13 protein-coding genes are annotated in these 19,137 nt (G+C 64.2%); 3 read left to right on the forward strand and 10 right to left on the reverse strand.

The genetic code is table 11. From position 1 onward, the window contains the following. Window positions 1-17 precede the first annotated feature (17 nt). The 3 genes from ACHL_RS12275 to ACHL_RS12285 are packed head-to-tail and all read right to left on the reverse strand — an operon-like array spanning window position 18 to window position 6,874. On the reverse strand, window positions 18-4,871 hold the full coding sequence (locus tag ACHL_RS12275) for an NAD-glutamate dehydrogenase (protein ID WP_015937607.1): 4,854 nt from the start codon (window positions 4,869-4,871) through the stop codon (window positions 18-20). A 57-nt stretch (window positions 4,872-4,928) separates the two neighbouring features. After that, complete coding sequence (locus tag ACHL_RS12280; RefSeq protein ID WP_015937608.1) at window positions 4,929-6,236, reverse strand: AAA family ATPase; 1,308 nt, start codon at window positions 6,234-6,236, stop codon at window positions 4,929-4,931. Continuing rightward, the gene (locus tag ACHL_RS12285; protein ID WP_015937609.1) at window positions 6,233-6,874 is read right to left on the reverse strand and encodes a hypothetical protein; all 642 of its coding nucleotides are present in this window, start codon (window positions 6,872-6,874) and stop codon (window positions 6,233-6,235) included. Before ACHL_RS12285 ends, ACHL_RS12280 begins: the two co-directional genes overlap by 4 nt. Before the next feature lie 152 nt (window positions 6,875-7,026). On the opposite strand from ACHL_RS12285, the gene ACHL_RS12290 reads away from it, so the two are divergent. Beyond that, a complete protein-coding gene (locus ACHL_RS12290) occupies window positions 7,027-7,242 on the forward strand; it encodes a helix-turn-helix domain-containing protein (protein ID WP_015937610.1) in 216 nt (71 codons plus the stop codon). Between the two features lie 45 nt (window positions 7,243-7,287). Here the strand turns inward: ACHL_RS12290 and ACHL_RS12295 are convergent, their stop codons facing one another. Beyond that, a complete protein-coding gene (locus ACHL_RS12295; RefSeq protein WP_015937611.1) occupies window positions 7,288-7,857 on the reverse strand; it encodes a hypothetical protein in 570 nt (189 codons plus the stop codon). A 139-nt stretch (window positions 7,858-7,996) separates the two neighbouring features. Between ACHL_RS12295 and ACHL_RS23395 the strand changes: the two genes are divergently transcribed. Together ACHL_RS23395 and ACHL_RS24720 are read left to right on the forward strand one after the other, a co-directional pair. Further along, window positions 7,997-8,941 (forward strand): LysM peptidoglycan-binding domain-containing protein, encoded by a 945-nt coding sequence (locus tag ACHL_RS23395; RefSeq protein WP_050767091.1) that lies wholly within the window; start codon window positions 7,997-7,999, stop codon window positions 8,939-8,941. Between the two features lie 56 nt (window positions 8,942-8,997). Next, window positions 8,998-9,525 carry an Rv3235 family protein gene (locus tag ACHL_RS24720; protein WP_015937613.1) on the forward strand — a complete coding sequence of 176 codons (528 nt, stop codon included), beginning with the start codon at window positions 8,998-9,000 and terminating at the stop codon, window positions 9,523-9,525. Window positions 9,526-9,626: 101 nt separating this feature from the next. Here the strand turns inward: ACHL_RS24720 and secA are convergent, their stop codons facing one another. From secA to mtrB, 6 genes are all read right to left on the reverse strand, one after another. Next, on the reverse strand, window positions 9,627-12,377 hold the full coding sequence (gene secA, locus ACHL_RS12310; protein WP_015937614.1) for a preprotein translocase subunit SecA: 2,751 nt from the start codon (window positions 12,375-12,377) through the stop codon (window positions 9,627-9,629). Between the two features lie 82 nt (window positions 12,378-12,459). After that, on the reverse strand, window positions 12,460-13,701 hold the full coding sequence (locus ACHL_RS12315; RefSeq protein WP_015937615.1) for a winged helix-turn-helix domain-containing protein: 1,242 nt from the start codon (window positions 13,699-13,701) through the stop codon (window positions 12,460-12,462). Window positions 13,702-13,733: 32 nt separating this feature from the next. Continuing rightward, entirely contained in the window at window positions 13,734-14,459 is a 726-nt protein-coding gene (hpf, locus tag ACHL_RS12320) for a ribosome hibernation-promoting factor, HPF/YfiA family (RefSeq protein ID WP_015937616.1), read from the reverse strand. A gap of 199 nt (window positions 14,460-14,658) precedes the next feature. Continuing rightward, window positions 14,659-15,507, reverse strand: coding sequence for a ComF family protein (locus ACHL_RS12325; protein WP_015937617.1), 849 nt, complete (start codon window positions 15,505-15,507; stop codon window positions 14,659-14,661). 102 nt (window positions 15,508-15,609) lie between these two features. Beyond that, window positions 15,610-17,325: an LpqB family beta-propeller domain-containing protein gene (locus ACHL_RS12330; RefSeq protein WP_015937618.1), complete on the reverse strand. Its 1,716-nt coding sequence runs from the start codon at window positions 17,323-17,325 to the stop codon at window positions 15,610-15,612. Then, window positions 17,322-19,115 carry an MtrAB system histidine kinase MtrB gene (gene mtrB / locus ACHL_RS12335; protein WP_015937619.1) on the reverse strand — a complete coding sequence of 598 codons (1,794 nt, stop codon included), beginning with the start codon at window positions 19,113-19,115 and terminating at the stop codon, window positions 17,322-17,324. The genes ACHL_RS12330 and mtrB overlap by 4 nt, the downstream gene beginning before the upstream one ends. Window positions 19,116-19,137 lie beyond the last annotated feature (22 nt).

Below are 19,137 nucleotides of genomic sequence, written 5' to 3' on the forward strand. Positions count from 1 at the left end.
TTGCGACGCCTGATTGATCAGCGCCGGACGATAGACCTCAAGAGCCTCAATGCTACCGACAGCGACGCCATATCGTCGGTTTCGAGTGCGTTGACCTCATCGAACATGCTCTTTGCGCGGCCCAGCTGTTCGGCGTTCCGCGCTTCCCACTCCGTGAGCCGCGCCTCCGGTGAGTCGCCCGCGGCCGTGGCGTCCAGCACCGCCGTCGTAATGTCCGACACCGTGGAGTACAGGTCATCGCGAAGTGCCGCCCTCGCCAGGGCCTGCCAGCGGTCCTGACGGGGAAGGCTGCTGATCCGTTCCAGGAGGGAATCGGCGTGGAAGCGGTTGAACACCGTGTAATACGCCGCGGCGATGTCCTCGACCGGCTCTTTCCGCAGGCGGGCAATCTTGGCGATATCCAGCAGCACGAAGCTTTCGAACAACTCGGCCCAGCGCAGGGCAAGGCCCTCCGGAAGTTCCCATTCGCGCGCGTTCTCGAGCCAGCTTCCCACCCGTTCCCTATCCTCTCCCCGCAGGTAGTCCAGCACGCGGGCACGAAGGGGATCCATGAGCGGCTTGAACTCAGCGACCACTTCATCGATGGGCTGGGAGACGGTGCCCTGGGTAAGGAGCCAGCGTACTGCGCGGTCAAGCAACCTGCGGATATCCAGGTGGACCGTGCTCCAGTGCTCCGTGGGGAACGCCGCAGGCAGGCCGTTGAGCTCCCGGACCATCACGTCCAGTTCGTAGATCTCCCGCAGCGCGACGAACGCCTTGGCCACCGCCACTTCGCTGGCGGACGTTTCTTCCATGACGCGGAAGGCAAAGGTGATGCCTCCCATGTTGATCATGTCGTTGGCCACCACCGTGGCGATGATTTCACGCCGCAGCGGATGGGTGTCCAGTTCAGCGTCGAAACGTTCACGCAGCTGCGTGGGGAAGTAATCGCGGAGGGTTTGCCGGAACCACGGATCGTCCGCGAGATCGCTTTCCCGCAGGGCTGTCGCCAGTTCAATCTTGGCGTAGGCGGCGAGGACGGAGAGCTCAGGTGACGTCAGGCCCTGGCCCTGCTGCAGCCGTTCGCGCAGGGTGTCCGTGGTGGGAAGGGCTTCGAGGTCGCGCTTCAGGTCGGCTGATTTTTCCAGCCAGTCCATGAGGCGTTCGTAGCTGGGGCTCCACTCGGCAACCCGTGTGCGGTCGTTCAGCAGCAGGATGTTCTGGTCGATGTTGTCTTCCAGGACGAGCCGTGCCACTTCGTCGGTCATCGAGGCAAGGAATTCGGCACGTTCGGCCGCGTCCAGCTTCCCGGCAGCGACCATCCGGTCAACGAAGATCTTGATGTTGACCTCATGGTCGGAGCAGTCCACGCCTGCGGAGTTGTCGATGGCATCGGTGTTCAGGATGACACCCTGGAGTGCCGCCTCGATTCGTCCCCGCTGCGTCATACCGAGGTTGCCGCCTTCGCCTACAACCTTGACGCGGAGGTCCCTGCCATCAACCCTGATCGAGTCATTGGCCTTATCCCCCACCGAAGCGTTGGACTCGCTGCTGGCCTTGACGTAGGTCCCGATTCCGCCGTTGTACAGAAGGTCTGCGGGGGCCAGCAGGATGGCCCTCAGGAGTTCGGGCGGGCTGAGCTCCGTGGTGTGGGTGGGAAGTCCCAGGGCGTCGCGCACCTGGGGCGACACCGGAATGGACTTGGCCTGCCGGGCGAAGACACCGCCGCCGTCGCTGATGAGGGACTTGTCGTAGTCGTCCCATGACGACCGGGGCAGTTCGAACAGGCGCCGGCGTTCGGTGAAGGACTGCTCCTCATCCGGCGTCGGATCCAGGAAGATATGCCGGTGATCGAAGGCAGCGAGCAGCCGGATGTGCCGGGACAGCAGCATGCCGTTGCCAAACACGTCGCCGGACATATCGCCGACGCCCACCACGGTGAACGGCTGGGTCTGGGTATCCAGGTCCAGCTCGCTGAAGTGCCGTTTCACGGATTCCCACGCGCCGCGGGCCGTAATGCCCATCGCCTTGTGGTCGTAGCCAACGGAACCGCCTGAAGCGAAAGCGTCTCCCAACCAGAATCCATACTCAGCGGCCAGGCCGTTGGCAATGTCCGAGAACGTCGCGGTCCCCTTGTCCGCTGCGACCACCAGGTACGAGTCGTCGTCGTCATGCCTGACAACGTCCGACGGCGGCACCAACTTTTCGTCCGCGCCTTCGGTAACGAGATTGTCGGTGAGGTCCAGTAGGCCCCGGATGAAGGTTTTGTAGCTTTCGACGCCTTCGGCCATCCACGCCGCCCTGTCGACGGAGGGATCCGGCAACTGCTTTGCAAAGAAGCCGCCCTTGGCCCCGGTGGGAACGATGACTGCGTTCTTTACCGTCTGGGCCTTCACCAGGCCGAGCACCTCGGTGCGGAAGTCCTCCCGGCGGTCGGACCAGCGCAGGCCACCGCGGGCAACCTTGCCAAATCTGAGGTGCACTCCCTCAACGCGCGGAGAGTAGACCCAGATCTCGTACATGGGACGCGGGAACGGCAAACCGTCGATCCGCGCCGGATCGAGCTTGAAGCTCAGGTGCCGCTTGTCCTGGTAGAAGTTGGTCCGCAGGGTGGCCTCGATGAGGTTCACGAACGTCCGCAGGACGCGGTCGGCATCAAGTGTTGCAACTTTTTCGATGGACGCTGACAGTTCCTCGCGCACGGATTCCTGGGCCGCCTGCCGTGCATCAGTATCCAGTGACGGGTCGAACCGTGCAGCGAAAAGGGCACTGAGTCCCTTGGTCACATCGGGGTTGGCAAGGAGGGTATCGGCCATGAACCCGAACGAATTGGTGTTGCCCATCTGGCGCATGTAGCGGGCATAGGCACGCAGCACAGTGATCTGGCGCCAGTGCAGTCCCTCCCGAAGAACCAGGCGGTCGAAAGCATCGGATTCCGCTGCGCCGGTCACAGCTGCGCTGAAGGAGTCCGCCAGGAAGCCCCCGGTTGCAACAGGGTCGACGCCGGCCGGGTACTTCAGTCCGAGGTCGTAGAGGAAGAAATCGCGGCGGTCCGCGGTCTCGATTTCGAAGGGCCGTTCATCGAGCACCTCGAGCCCCAGGTTGTGGAAGAACGGAAGGATTTGGCTCAGGCTCTTGGGCTCAAGCATGTACAGCTTGACCCGTGCATCTTCCTCAAGCGTGGCGCCGGCGCCTTCGGGGAGGTAGACGTGGACGCCCGGGCGCTCCTGCCGCGCCCCCTCGGTGCGCTCGGCAGCCGCTCCGTACTTCTCGAAGCGTGCGATGTCGTCAAGGGCATCTTCCACTTCGTAGTCCACCCGGTAGCTCGCCGGGAACGCCTCAGCCCAGATTGCCGCGAGCTCCTTGGCTTCGGCCGCGTCCCCGCCGTCGCGAAGCACCTCGGCGATGCCCTCGCTCCAGGACCTGGCCGCACGGACCAGCCGCTTTTCGAGCTCTCCGCTGTCAACGTGGCTGACGTCCGCATCCTTCGGCAGGCGGATCCGGAAGAAGAGCCTGGCCAACGCCGATTCGGTCATCCTGGCTTCATAGTCAATGGACACTGCCTGGAAGGTCTCGCGGAGTTCCTGCTCTATCCGGAGCCTGACATTGGTGGTGTAGCGATCCCTCGGCAGGTAGACAACAGCCGACATGAACCGGCCGTAGATGTCCGGCCGGAGGAAGAGCCGGGTCCGGCGACGCTCCTGCAGCTTCTGGATGCCGACTGCTGTGGCGGCGAGGTCGGGGACTTCGATTTGGAAGAGCTCGTCGCGGGGGTAGGTCTCCAGGATGCCGAGCAGGTCCTTGCCGGAGTGCGAGTCCGGCGGGAAACCCGCATTACGGAGGACGGCGTCTACCTTTTCCCGGACGATGGGGACTTCGCGCACGGAGCCGGTATAGGCGCTGGTGGCAAACAGCCCGATGAAGCGCCGTTCACCATTGACGTTGCCCGCAGCGTCGAAGCTCTTGACGCCGATGTAGTCCAGGTATGCGGACCGGTGGACGGTGGAGCGGGAATTGGCCTTCGTGATGACAAGGGCACGCTTCTCCCGCGCCTTTTTGCGGCCCGTATCGGTCAGGTGCTGGATGTGCGGGGAATCGGCCGCCGCCCGGAGCAGTCCAAGGCCGCTGTCTTCCCGCAATTCGAGGACATCTTCCCCGTCCACGTTGATCAGGACGTACTCCCGATATCCGAGGAAGGTGAAGTTGCCGTCGTCGAGCCATCGCAGGAGGTCCTGTGCCTGCCGGAGTTCGGCGATCTGGGCCGGGTTGGCTACCTGGTCCAGGCTGTCGGCAATCTGCAGCGCTTTTTGGCGCATTTTCGGCCAGTCTTCGACGGCGGCGCGCACGTCCTTGAGCACGCGCTGCAGTCCTTCAAGCAGCGACGCTTTGGCCTCCTCGGAGATGCGGCCGATCTCGACGGCGATCCAGGACTCCATGTGTGAGGCGTTCTCGCCGGTGGCAATCAGGTGGGACAGGCTCGGCATGGCTGCAGTGTCACCGCTGGAAATTCCGATATGCGACGGAACCCTGTTGACCTTGACGAGGTGCCCGGATTCCCGGTTTCGCGTGGCTACGAACATGGGGTGGATGACCAGCTTGATGGCCGCATGCTGGCGGACCAGTTCAGCGTTGACTGAATCAACCAGGAAGGGCATGTCGTCCGTAACGACGAACACGACGCTGCTGTCTTCCTCATCGGCAATAGCCACCTTCGCCTGCCCCGGCAGCCGCTCGGATGCCACCTCGCGGTGATGGTCAGCCCGCTGCGCCAACAGCTCCTGCGGATAGCTGCGCGCGTCCTCCTCGGCGAGATGCTGGTAGTAGTCCCCCATGAAGCCTTCGAAGCCTTCAACGGAAAGGGCCTGATCCTCCACGCTGGATCCAGACGACATCAACAAACGCCTCCATCACACGATATGCGCTGCACCCTTGCAGCTCTTATGGCGAGCCTAGTCCTTTGCCCTGCGGCCTGCTGTGGAAGAAAATACAGAGGATTTCGACTTTTGCTGGACGGGTGCACAAACGAGGGCGCGGATTGAGCGGCGAAGGTCTGACTCCGGCGACGCTTCGAGCAGCAGAGAGCCGGCGAGCAACGCGGCGTCCGCGGCAGCGATGTCATACGGCAGGAACGCGTGAAGCCCGGATCCCGGACCGTAGCGCTCCCAGGCATCCCGCAGCTGCCGTTCGGGGCCCCTGCCAACCGAGGATGACCGCACTTTGTTCATCACCACCGTGGGGGCGGCCTGAGGAACAGCGTTCTCCAGTTCAGCAAGGCCCTTGACCAACCGCGGCACGCCCACCGGATCAGCAGCCCCTACCGCGAACACAGTGTCCGCCATCTCCAGGGCACGCAAAGTTGCTCCGTTTCGCCGCGGTGCCATGGTGTCAAAGCTCAGTTCTTCATCCGCATCGAGGCAGAAGCCGGTGTCCACCACGATAACGTCGGCGATCTGCCGCGCCCGTTCGAGGACGATTGACAGGGCCGGTGCCCTGAGCTCCGTCCAGCGATCTGCCCGCGTAATGCCGGTGAGCACCCTGAAGGTTCCGGCAGTGGTTGCTACCGGGGCAGCAAGCCTGCGGAGGGCGTCTGCATCCAGTGCCCCCTGGTCCGCAAGCCGGCAGGCCTGGGCCAATGCTGCCGATTCGTCGAGCAGGCCGAGGACAGCAGCCACGCTCGCCCCGTAGCTGTCAGCGTCTATGAGGAGGACCTGCTTGCCGTCGGCCGCCAGTTCAGCGGCCATGTTGGCGGCAAGGGTGGTCCGGCCAGGAGAGCCTGCGGGTCCCCATACTGCGATGATTCGTCCCGGTCCCGGCCCGCCCGGTTCGGGCACAGGCTCCGCGGCAGTGGGATGCAGGGCTGCACCGGTGTCCGCAAGGGAGCTCATTGCGCCCGTACGGCCCGGTGCCCCCGTCAGCTGCTCCACGGCATCCGCGATCCGGTCCGAAAGCTCAGCGGATTGCACGCCTGTCAGGGCGGACGCGACACCGATCTTGCGGAGCCGCGCTGCTTCTTCGGCGCTGTCGGTGAGGGCGATGATGGCCACGCCAACGGCTCCCAGCCGGTCGACCAACGAAGCCGTGAGGCCTTCGGATCCGTCTGCCACGACGGCAGCCCTGGCCAGCCCGCTTTGGCACGCTGCCAGCAGTTCGGGCAGTTCAGCGCATCTCCGGACCACTGTGACTGGCCCGTGCAGGCGTTCAAGCCCGCCCACCAGGTCCTCCCGGCTTTGCCCTACGGTGACCACCGGTATGCTCACTTGGCGCCTCCGGGGTTCCACACAACGGAGATCCGGGCGTCGTTGACCTGGGCGCCCAGGATGGCCGGCATCCGGCCGTCCTCCACCAGCACCATCAGCACTGTACTTTTGGCCGACCCGAGTGTTGTTGAACCTGCTGTTACCTCGGCGATTTCGGCACCCGGCAGCAGGAGCTTGGGTTCACTGAATCCGTTCTTGGCATCGGGCTGGGCTACCCAGACATCCACGCGGGCACCTGCGATAACCTGCTCAGGAAGGGTTCCGTCCACCGTGATGGCCACCGGCTTGCGGTCAAGGTCATCCACTTCCCCGAGGCTCGCACGCGGTACCAGCTGGTCCTTTCCGATGCGCTGCACCGCCACGACGCCTTGGGGCAACCCTGATTCGGCGGTGATGTAGTGCTGCTCCGAATCGCCGAGACGCACCTTGGCGCGGACCACGTTCTGCTCCGTCAGCGCTTCGCCCACAGCTATGCCGTCGCGGGCAGCGTAGACCTCAGTTGTTTGGTCTGCACTTCCAACCAGGAACACAACGCCCGCAACTGATGCAAACACCAGGAGGATCCCCACCAGCAGGCGCGGATCCTTCCACGACGGGCGCTTCAGGCGCCCTGATGCGGCGGATGTTTCTGCTGCCATGCCGTTTCTCCCCCTAGACATACCGGCGGGCCACTCCGTGGCCGGACACCTCATTGTTGCGGGACGGACGCCGGAACAAAAGTCAAAGCCGCAAATATGGCGGAACTGTGGATAACGCAGCGGGTGCACCGTTCGGATGGCAAAATGGAGGCATGCCCAGGTTCCTCACGCTCGCAGATGTAGCCGAGCAGCTCCAGATCAACTCTCCGGCCGCCTACGCACTTGTTCGGAGCGGAGAATTGAAGGCCATCCAGGTCGGCGGACGCGGACAATGGCGTGTGGAAGAGAAGATGCTCGAACAGTACATCGAGGAACGCTATGCCGAAGCGAGCAGGATGATCCAGGAAGCCAAGTCGAAGTCGGTCTGAGCGGGATCGTGCTTCGTAGCCTCCGGCCGTGCCGACACGCGGCGGCTACATCCCTGTCTGCCTCCTGGACCTGATGGCCGCCAGCGCGGCGAACGGCACGGTTGAAACGTCCCCCACATGCCGGCTCCTCCGCGCTTCACCGGGAGTCACCGCCGCCACGTCCACGTAGTCCTTACCCACGCGGTCGATCACGCCCTCCAACCTCGTGATTCCCGTGCTGCCACAGAGGCTGATAGCGAGCTCAGCCCTGTCCCGGGCGAGGGCCCGGAGCGAGTGTGCCAACCCCAGTGCGCGCCGCACGGCCGACACTTCCGTTCTTGCTTGCCTGCCCATGCCCACGTAGCGGGCAACCGCCGGATATGGAATCAGGACCTGGAACCGGTCCTCGTCAATAACCAGCGCCTCGGCACCGGCGTGGGCGAGCCGCCCATGGACCGACTCTCCGCTGAGGAGGTGGACTCCGAGCGTGCAACCAAGTACGCCGCGGAGCCGGTCGGACAATTCGATGGCCACCAGTTCGGCCCTGGCCCTCTCGCCGATCTCGGCCTCCAGCGAAAGCCGGTCCGATTCCACAAGCTGGCTTTCCAGGTCATTGAAGAGTGCATCCCAGCGCATTCGGCCACAGTAGGTCCGCGCGCGCACGCCGTCAATTCTCCAAACTTTTTCTCTCCACCGTCTGGACATATGACTGAATGCGGGAGCAAACTAAATCAAGCAACATCAAACTGCATCAAACTGCATCAAAAGGAGAGTAATGATGAAGCGTGACTCCCACGGAGCCAGATACGACGCCCTGATAGCGTCGGCGTTGTTGGTTCTGGGAGCTCTGCTCGTCTTCATTGGATTTGGACTTGTCCAGCAGTGGGAGGTGGCATCGGACAGGCACCAGAGCACGTCCGCCGAGGACATTCTGGGGGCCGTAGCACTGATTTCGGGCTCGATACTGATCGCCTGGTGGTTCCTGTCCCTTCTTGCCGCCGCAGCGGGCGTGCTCCTGGAGCGACGAGGCAATGACCGTGCAGCTTCGCTGACGCGCAGGCTCTCGCCCGCATTCATGAGGCGCCTGGTTGTCGCAGCGGTCTCACTGCAACTGGTGTCCGGGGCAGCGGCCAACGCCGAAACCCTCGCTCCGGGTCCGCAGTGGGCGCCCACACAGGAGTACGCCTCGGCTATGAAGGCAACACCTGAATCGCCGGCTGCTTCCACAGGTCCGGCAGGCCGCGCCATGGAGGACGCCACCTCCACGCCGGCTACGGCCCCGGGGGCAGGCCATCCGGAGCAGGCCTTAACGCCCGGTTTGACGCCGACATCGACGGCACGGGAAGAACTTGCGCACGCAACGCCCGAAACTGCCCCAATCACTGTGGACGCAAGCTCCGGCGCCGCGGGCCATTCGCAGCTGCAGCCTCGATGGCAGCCCCGGACCACCCCGTTGGTGGACCCAGCGATGCTGGCTCCGCCTGCCACGCGCGAAGAAGCCACAACAGGCGGGGATTCAGATCACACAACAGGAACCGTTGCAGTTCTCGCCGGCGACACCCTCTGGGACATTGTGCGGACCCAGTTGGGCAGCAACGCTTCCGACATTGACGTCGCCCTCGAGTGGCCGCGCTGGTACGAAGCCAACAAGGCTGTCATCGGCCAGAACCCGGATGTCCTGCTCCCGGGCCAAGTCCTGCAGCCACCCTCACCGTCCTAAGCACCCGCAACCATGCCGGCCGAGTCCCGGCACAGCACTTACGAAAGGGGAAAGCCATGCCAGCCGTAACGCCGATCCGTGCCCTCCAGGGAAGAACCGCCAGTAATGTCGAGAAGGGCTTCGCCAATGGCACAACCAGCCAGGAGGCCCTGCGACAGACGCAGCTGCGGGCCTTGGGCCCGGGCCGGTTGGCCCCGCATCCCGGAGCGCCGGTTCAGCTCCGGGCCGCGGACGAGGAAGCGGAAGTCCGGGCCCTTACACGGGGAACAGTGCAGGCTGCCATGGAAGTGCTGGCCGGTATCCGGCCCGTCCACCAACTTGCCCGCCGGCTTGACCCCCGTTGCCTCGCTGCCCTCCAGCACCGCGCCGCACTGATTCGGAGGGAAATCACCAGGACCGGAAATCCTGCGCTGGGCCGCCTGCACCGCAACTCCATTGTCCGGTCAGTGCGGATCTGCGAAGTGGCAGAAGGCACCTATGAAGCAAGTGCAGTCGTGGTCGATGACGTACGTGCCCGCGCCGTGGCAATCCGACTGGAGCGCAGCAAGCAGGTCTGGCGGGTCACGGAACTGGTCATTGGGTGACTACCCGGAAGACTCCACGGACGAACAGAGGGCAGGGCCCGGGATGCTGCCTCCCGCTGGCCCTGCCCTCTGGTTACAAGCCCTCGTCCGTGAACGCTGCTTTAGCGCCGCTTCTTTTTGGCTGGACGCTTGGCGGCGTCCTTTGCCGCATCCTGCTCTGCCGCCTTGGCGGGGTTGCCTGAGCGTCCAGTGGAGCGGGTTTCCACCCGGGTCTGGGTGCCACCGCCCTCGCTCGGTGCGGTGTACTGCAGTTGCGCAGGCTTTTCGGGGGCTTCCAGACCCGCGGCCCGGACCTGCGGCTCAACATGTTCGGTGTGTCCGCCGGCGGCGTCCTCCACCACCACATCCTGGGCCGGAGTCACTTCGACTTCCAGGTTGAACAGGAACCCGACGCTTTCCTCCCGGATTGCTTCCATCATGCTTTGGAACAGGGTGAAACCTTCGCGCTGATACTCCACCAGGGGATCGCGCTGGGCCATGGCACGCAGCCCGATGCCTTCCTTGAGGTAGTCCATCTCGTAGAGGTGTTCCTGCCATTTGCGTCCGATAACTGACAGCACGACGCGGCGTTCCAGTTCCCGCATGCTCTCGGAGCCGATGCTTTCCTCCCGCGCCTGGTAGACAAGCCGGGCGTCCGAAAGCAGCTCTTCCTTCAGGAACTCCACCGTCAGCCGGGACTTTCCTCCGGCTTCTTCAATGATGTCGTCCGCACTCACGCTCACCGGGTACAGCGTCTTGAGGTTGGTCCACAGCTGGTGGAAGTCCCAGTCGTCGCCGTTGCCTCCGGCGGTGGCGTCGTCGATGAGGGCCATGATGGTGTCCTCGACAAAGAACTGCACCTTTTCGTGCAGGTCGTCACCCTCGAGGATGCGGCGGCGGTCGCTGTAGATCGCTTCGCGCTGGCGGTTCAGGACGTCGTCGTACTTCAGGACGTTTTTCCGTTGCTCGGCGTTGCGCCCCTCCACCTGGCCCTGCGCCGAGGCGATGGCGCGGGATACAAGTTTGGATTCGAGGGCCACGTCGTCAGGAACGGAGCTGTTCATAAGGCGTTCTGCGGCGCCGGAGTTGAACAGCCGCATGAGGTCGTCGGTCAAGGAAAGGTAGAACCTGGACTCGCCCGGGTCGCCCTGGCGTCCGGAACGGCCGCGGAGCTGGTTGTCGATGCGCCGGGACTCATGGCGTTCGGTGCCAAGGACATACAGTCCCCCGAGGTTCAGGACCTCCTCATGCTCATCCTTGACGGCCTGCTTGGCTGCTTCAAGGGCAGCCGGCCACGCGGACTCGTACTCCTCAGAGTTCTCCTCCGGGTCCAGGCCGCGCTTGGCAAGTTCAGCGACAGCCGTAAACTCGGCATTGCCGCCCAGCATGATGTCGGTGCCTCGTCCGGCCATGTTGGTGGCCACCGTTACGGCAGCCTTACGGCCGGCCTGCGCAACGATGGCGGCCTCCCGTGCGTGATTCTTGGCATTCAGGACTTCGTGGCGGATGCCGTCCTTGGCAAGGAGCCGGGAAAGATACTCGCTCTTCTCGACGCTGGTGGTACCCACCAGGACGGGCTGGCCCTTTTCATGGCGTTCGGCGATATCGCGGACGACGGCATCGAACTTCACTGTTTCGTTCTTGAAGACAAGGTCGGACTGATCGATGCGCTGCATGTCGCGGTTGGTGGGAATGGCCACGACGCCGAGTTTGTAGGTGCTCATGAACTCGGCGGCTTCGGTCTCGGCGGTGCCGGTCATGCCGGAGAGTTTGCCGTACATGCGGAAGTAGTTCTGCAGGGTGACGGTGGCCAGGGTCTGGTTCTCCGCCTTGATCTCGACGCCTTCCTTGGCCTCGATCGCCTGGTGCATGCCTTCGTTGTACCGGCGGCCGGCAAGGATACGGCCGGTGTGCTCATCAACGATGAGGACCTCGCCGTCCATGATGACGTAGTCTTTGTCCCGCTTGAACAGCTCCTTGGCCTTGATGGCGTTGTTGAGGAAGCCGATCAGTGGTGTATTGGCGGACTCGTACAGGTTCGAGATGCCGAGGTAATCCTCGACCTTTTCGATGCCGCCCTCCAGGACGCCGACGGTGCGCTTCTTCTCATCGACTTCGTAGTCCTTTTCGGGCTGCAGCCGCAAAACGACCTTGGCGAATTCGCTGTACCAGCGGTTCGTGTCGCCCTGGGCGGGCCCCGAGATGATGAGGGGGGTACGGGCTTCGTCAATGAGGATGGAGTCAACTTCATCGACGATGGCGAAGTTGTGTCCACGCTGGACCAGTTCGTTCCTGTCCCAGGCCATGTTGTCGCGCAGGTAGTCGAAACCGAACTCGTTGTTGGTTCCGTAGGTGATATCCGCCGCGTACTGCTCGCGCCGGACCGCAGGGTCCTGGTTGGCAAGGATGCATCCACTGGTCAGCCCGAGGAAGCGGTAGACGCGGCCCATGAGGTCGGACTGGTACTCGGCGAGGTAGTCGTTCACGGTGACGACGTGGACACCCTTGCCGGTGAGGGCATTCAGGTAGGCAGGAGCGGTTGCCACCAGGGTCTTGCCTTCACCGGTCTTCATCTCAGCAATATTGCCCAGGTGGAGGGCGGCGCCACCCATCAGCTGGACGTCGAAGTGCCGCATTCCAAGGGTGCGCGAGGACGCTTCCCGAACAGCCGCGAAGGCCTCCGGCAGGAGGTTATCGAGCTTTTCGCCGTCCTGGTGGCGTTCCCTGAGCCGGTCCGTCTCCTCACGGAGCTCGGCATCGGTAAAGGTCTTGAACGAGTCTTCGAGGGCATTGATGGAGTCGGCATAGTTCCGCAGTTGCCGAAGTGTTTTCTTGTCACCCGTGCGGAGAAGTTTTTCGATAAGTGATGCCACGTGAAGATGCTCCCAGTCTCATGCCGCCGAATTCTGGCGTTTTTAGTCTACGGGAGAGACAACCTGCCGATGCCGGTTTCCCTCAGAGCGGATCGGAGTCCGCGTTGCCGATGGCCAGCGCCAGGTCCGGCGCGAGGTCGCCGGACGGCCAAACCTCCACGGACTGAAGCCCCAGCCATTCAGCCATGAGGCGCAGTTCCGCGGCAAGTTCGACGGCGGTGTCCGGCGGGGCGGCCGGCTCGGCAAAAGCGGCCCGGGCCAGCAGTTTTCCGCCTGCGCGGTCGGCTTTCAGGTCCACCCGGGCGACGATGCCGTCCCGGAGGAGGAAGGGAAGGACGTAGTAGCCGTGCCTCCGCTTGTGTTCGGGCGTGTAGATCTCAATCCGATAATGGAAACCAAAGAGTTCTTCAAGCCGGCGACGCTCGAACACCAGGGAGTCAAAAGGGCTGAGCAGGGCACGTCCGGTTGCCCGCCGCGGCAGGACAGCATCGGGATGGCGGTAGATATCCCTGTTCCAGCCCGTGACAGTCACCGGTTCCAAGGCGCCCCGCTCAACCAGTCGCTCCACAGACTGGGCAGTTGCCTTGACGGGTGTCCGAAAATAATCGGCGAAACACCGGACAGTTCCGATGCCGTGCGCGCGGGCGGCAGCCTCCGTCAGCCGGTCCAGTGCCCCGGCCCGGTCCCGGGCACCCTTGGGGTCCTCCCCCGCACCCATTCGGGCTTGCGGGAGAATCCTCGCCGTGAGGGTGTACTTCCGCTCGAATTGGTCTGTCCGCGAAGCTGCGGAGACGAGCCCCTCTTCAAAGAGGTGTTCCAGGACCCTCTTGACGGCGTTCCAGTTCCAGCCCCAGTTGCCTGTCTGCCGTTCTTCCACGTGGCCGATACGGGCGGTCAGTTCGGACGCTGTCAGCGGACGGCTTCCGGCAAGGGTTGCCAGGATCCGTTCCGATATCGCAGCGCGCTGTTCCTGGTCCATGCCTCCTGCACCAACCCACGCCCGCTTCTGCCAGAGCAGGAGGTCCGCATGGTGTTCCGGCCGGATGTAGCTGGCCTCGTGCGCCCAATACTCGACCATCCGGCGCGGGTGGACCCCTGACATCCGTTGCAGAATGCTCCGGTCGTAGTTCCCTAGCCGCGAATAAAAGGGGAGGAAATGGCTCCGCGCCAGGACGTTTACGGAATCGATCTGGACCAGCTGCAAACGGGCAAAGGTGCGGCCCACCGTCCGCGAAGTTACGGGTCCGGTGGGCCGTCCTTTGTCGAGCCCCTGTGCTGCCAGTGCGATCCGCCGGGCCTGGTTAAGGCTCAGCGCAGCCGGCACGCCAGTCCTCTCTGTTGGTTGCTGCCAGCACCCTAAGCGGTAGCCGCAGCATCATCCGAACGGTAGGCAAGGATCTTTTCTTCCACCACGGTGTCTCCGGGTTCGCACTCGTGGTCCAGCGTGATTACACCGTAAGTCCAGCCGCGCCGCCGGTACACGACGGACGGGGTATTGGTGGCTTTGTCGACGAACAGATAGAAGTCGTGGCCCACGAGTTCCATGTTGTCCACTGCGTCGTCGAGCGTCAGCGACGCTGCCGGGAAGACCTTCCGGCGGATCAGGACGGGGGAATCACCCGCCGGAATATCGTTGTCCACGTCGTAGGGAGACCTGTCGGCGGATGACGCGCTCGCTTCACTGCGGTGGCTGGCCTCCATGTAAAGGGGCTCGTGCGCACTGGCCGGTTCGAGGGACGCGGTTGCTTCCCTCACAGCCTTGGGCGTGTGGCGTCCGTGATGGACCTTCTTCCGGTCCTTGGCCCGGCGCAGGCGTTCAAGCAGCTTGTTGTACGCAAGATCGAAGGCGGCGAACTTGTCTGCAGCGCTGGCTTCGGCGCGGATCACCGGTCCGCGGCCCAGGACTGTCACCTCAACGGTCAACTGGTCGCCTGTTTGCCGGGCATTGGTCTCTTTGGAAACCTTGGCATCGACCCGCTGGACTTTGTCCCCCAACGACTCGATCTTTGAGATCTTCTCCCCGGCATATTCGCGGAACCGGTCTGACACTGTCAGATTTCGTCCGCTGATCATAAACTCCATGGTGCCCTCCAAATGACTTCGGTGACACGACGGCGGCGCTTCCCTGGGCCGATCTGCCTGACAGTCGAGCCCCTCTCCGAGCCGCCATCGAAAGGTACATTCTGTCTTGGTACCCACCACCGACGTTAGTTCATCGTCATCCGTTATTCATCCTTTCCCGGTTTATTTTTTTCTAAGTCGCCGTAGTTTCGCTGCTGGCTTAGGATGCGCCGTCCAAGCTGCCCGAGACCGGCGGACGCGTTGCGGCGAGGACCACCGCCCCTGCCACCCGGGCCCCGTCGCGGTGCAGTGCACGCGCGGCTTCAGACAGCGTGGAACCCGTGGTGAGGACGTCATCGACGATGATGCAGCGGGTCCCCGCAACCGTGCCGCGGGCGCGCCGCCGCACCGCCATGGAGCCCCGGACGCGTCGTGCCCGGTCACCCCTGTCGAGGCCTTTCTGGCCGCCCGCAGGCCGGATACCTCCGGGGGTGGACTTGGCCAGGACGTCCTGCATAACGGCGCCGGGAAGCTGCCGGACTGCCTCGGCAAGGAGCAGGTGCACGGGGCTGAACCCCCTTGCCAGATAGGCGGCGGAACTGGTGGGAACCGGAACAAGGACAACATGCTGGCGGTCTCCGGTTGCCGTCCGCACCGCGTCTGCGAGCGCCCTGCCAAGGCACTTCCGGAGCCGGTGCTGGCCGTGGCGCTTGAAGGACAGCAAAGCCTGCGCGAGTTCTTCCCTGTAGACGCCGGCCGCAACCACGGGCAGCAGGATCCTTCCGTCCACATCTGTCAGCGCGGGCGCGGCAGCTTCGGCACGGAACGGTTCAGCAGTGAGCCGGCGTACCTGCCGGGAGCAGTGCGGGCAAAGCTGGTGGTCCTCGGCGCCGCAGCCCACACAGTCAGAAGGGATGGCCAGAGCCAGAAGGTCGGCTGCGGCTCCGACCACCTGGTCGGCATACCGCAGGAGGACGCTCCGGTGTTCTGATCGGTGCCTCGCTGCTGGTTGGGACGGGAGGAGGTCTGGATCTGCCCGGCCACTGCCGGGCGTTGATTCGTTGCTCACGGCTCAACGATTCCTGCAGCCGGCAGCTAAGGAAAGCAGCGGCAGCGCCTATGTGGACCCAGCCCGCGCCGCGTCACCCCTGGCCGGCAGGATGTGCAGTCCCTACCCCGGGAACGAAGGATCGATGGGACCCTTGATCTGGGGAGACCATCCGTTTCCAAGCCGCTGGAAGATGCCTTCAGACGATTGCCCGTAAATCTCCTCCGGGCCGTTTCCCGCGCTGAGCGCTACCAGGCCCGGCCAGGGAGCGAGCTGCTGGGGCTGTCCCGAGGTGAGCGAAAGTAGTTCGGGTGTCACGTTGGCGGCCGCCGCGCCCTTCATGACCACAACCGTTGAGTCGTTGACCCAGGCGCCCTGGTCCGGGTTGCTGTCGGTCGCCAGGGTAATTGGCTGGGTCAGCTCACGGGGGGTCCCGTCGCCGCCGCGGATGATCCCGGCGACCTGGACCCGGGTCTTGCCGTTCTGCTCGGAAATGACCAGCGCACGGACGCCCTCCCGGGAAACCCGGAATTCCTTGACGGACCGTCCCGCCAGCCAGGCAGGCGCCAGCGTCACGGACGGTACGGATGCCCCTTCTGCAACTCCGGTGGGACGGAAGGCCACCACCTCTGTGGCACCGTTTCCTCCGGGCCCGGCCGACCAGACCCAGTCGTTAAGGCTGAAGGAGGGCCGGCTCAGCGTACTCCGGGTAGTCAGGGCCCGGGCCGGCTGGCCCGGATTGATGCTGTACAGGGTTGTTCGGCTCTCGTTGAGGAAGGCAGCGGTCTGGGATACCGGGGACTCTGCGGGGAACCGGGGGTCGAGGGCGGAGACGGGCTGCATGTCCGGAAGTGGCGAAATCCTGTTGTTTTCGTAGCGCACCAGTTCATTGCCGCTGACCGCGATCTGGCGTGAGGGGGCGCTCTTGTCCTGTACCGGCGGGAGGACTGAACCGTTGTCCTCCACCCTCACCAGGTCCTGGTTGGCACGCAGTTCGACATTGACGACGTCGGGCTGGCTGCGGAACGTCAGCGTGAGCTGCATCTGCATCCGTAGACGGTCCTCCGGGGATGTCTCCGTGAGCTCCTTGGCAGTCAGGTCCACCTGCGCGGCTCCCGAGACCACAGGGACGGACTCGCGGGCGAGCTTGATGCCCGACGGGAAGGCACTGGCCACGGCGCCGCGAAGGTAGGGGGCCGGCCCCGCCAGCAGCGCACTTGTCATGGCCTTGACCGTCTTGTTCCTGATGAACCAGCGGACGTCGGGGACCGCATACGTGAACGTGGGGTCGTAGAAGTAGATGGGGTACGCACCGTAGATCACTTTGAAGGTTTCCTCGGCGATGGCGGTCCCGTCCGGTATTGCCGAGATACGCCATTCCCCGTCCACCTGGGTAACCGTAACGGGGATCCGTTCCACGGTGCCTTCCGGGGACTGGGTGGTGATGCCGTCGGCGTCGACGGTGTAGGCCACGTCCAATTCATAGTTGTAGACGTTTTCGGTGCCCGTGGCCACCACCCGCGCATCCCGGTAGACCAAGGCCCGCTGATCCGGTTTCCAGGACACGGACGAGGCCTGCGTGAGGTACTGCCGGGCCACCGCGTAATCGTCCTCGTAACCGCTGCCGGCGCGGTAGAAGTAGTCAATGATGGTTTCCGGTGACGCGCCCGGTTGCGGTGCTGCCGGGAGGAAGACCGGCGCGTTCAGGTTGCCGGCGCTGCCTTCGCTGCTCTTGCCGACCGGTCCCGAGATGGGGATCCGGGCGCAGCCTGCCAGCACCACCACCAGCAGCGCCAGCAGGAAAGCACCAAGCTGTGCCGGACGGCCGCGGCCGGTCATGGGTTCTCCTTCGTTGTCGGCAGCGGTGCCAACCGCGCCGCTCCGGTTTCCAGGACCAGGATGTTCCTGGTGTCGGGTTCCCGGGGAACGCTGCCCGGTTCGCCGGTGGTGATGTTGTCTTCGGGTTCGAGCTGGACCGGCGAGTTGCCGATCTCCTCGCCTTGGCGCAGCGGCAGGGTAAGCCGGAAGTTCGCTCCGCTGCCTTTCCTCCCCCAGGCCTGCAGCCAGCCGTTGTGGAGCTTGGTGTCCTCCGCGGCAATGGACAGCCCCAGGCCGCTGCCACCGGTGGTGCGGGCGCGGGCAGGGTCTGCTCGCCAGAACCGGTCGAAGACCCGGGCCGCTTCGGACGGTTCCATGCCGATGCCGTGGTCACGGACAGCGATGCCGACGGCGGTTTCGCTGGCTGCCACGGTAACGGTCACCGGCCGGCCCTCGCCGTGTTCGACGGCGTTCAGGATCAGGTTCCGGAGGATCCTGTCGATCCGGCGCGCGTCCATGTCCACCACGATGGCGCCGGCGGGGGCACTCAGAACGATCTCTGAGCCGTACTCCGCGGCCACGGGCGACGCGCCCTCGATGACGTGGGCGATCACTTGGAGGATATCTTCCGGTTCGGCGTCCAGCACCGCCACGCCGGCGTCGAAGCGGGAGATCTCCAGCAGGTCCGAGAGCAGCGACTGGAACCGCTCCACCTGGTTGTAGAGCAACTCGGCGGACCGTTTGTTGATGGGGTCGAAATCGTCACGGGCGTCATACAGCACTTCGGCCGCCATCCTGACCGTGGTCAAGGGAGTGCGCAGTTCGTGGGATACATCGGACACAAAGCGCTGCTGCATCTGCGAAAGGGTGGCCAGCTGGGTGATTTGCTCCTGCAGGCTGGCAGCCATGTGGTTGAAGGAGGCGCCCAGCCGGGCCACCTCGTCCTCGCCACGGACCACCATCCGTTCCTGCAGCTGCCCGGCGGCCAGCTTCTCCGACACCATCGCCGCGTGGCTGACCGGGCTCACCACGTTGCGTGTGACGTACCAGGCCACGGCACCGATCAGGAGCACCAGCACAGCGCCGCCGGCCCAGAGGACGCTCTGGATCTCGTCCAGCGTCTGCTGCGCAGTATTAAGGTCATAAATCAGATACAGCTCATAGACCGTGCCGTTGAAGGTCACCTTGTTACCGACTGCGATGCCTGGCCGGTCCTCCGTGCCCACGGGGATCACGGTGGACGCCCAGTACTGGTCTTTGCCGGACTCCTGCACCGCCTTGCGGAGCTCAGGCGGGATGACACTGACTGTCAGCTGGTCCGATGCCCGGGATTCCACCCAGCGGTTCCGTGGTTTGGTCTGCTCCGGCATGGCTTCGAAGACGTAGCGGCGCTGGATCACGGAGCCACGGCCCTCCACGGCGTTCAGGGTGTCGTAGACCAGGGTGATGACGCTTGACTGGTCGGTGACCTGGGCGCCGTCGAACGTCTCCTGGACCTGCTTGACGTTGTACCGGGTTTCCGATTCGGCCTGCGTGAGCCGTTCCTGGAAGAGGTTGTTGGCGATCTGGTTCGACAGGTAGGCGCCAACTACGGCGAACGACGTGACTGCCAGAAGCAGTGTGGTGAGGACTGTCCTGAACTGCAGGGATCGGCGCCAACGCTTGTGCAGTGCGTGTCCGACGTAACGCAGGGCCGGCAGGAAGCGGAGGATGCCGGTCTTTACGAGCCTGGCCACCCTGAGGCTGACAATGACGGCACGCCGCTGCCAAATCCGCACGCGGAAGGCGAACTGTCTGAATCCGGGGCTCATGGCGTCCGTGTGCTCCGGCGCC

Origin of the sequence: Pseudarthrobacter chlorophenolicus A6 (assembly GCF_000022025.1) — a bacterium.
Taxonomy (GTDB): Bacteria; Actinomycetota; Actinomycetes; order Actinomycetales; family Micrococcaceae; genus Arthrobacter; species Arthrobacter chlorophenolicus.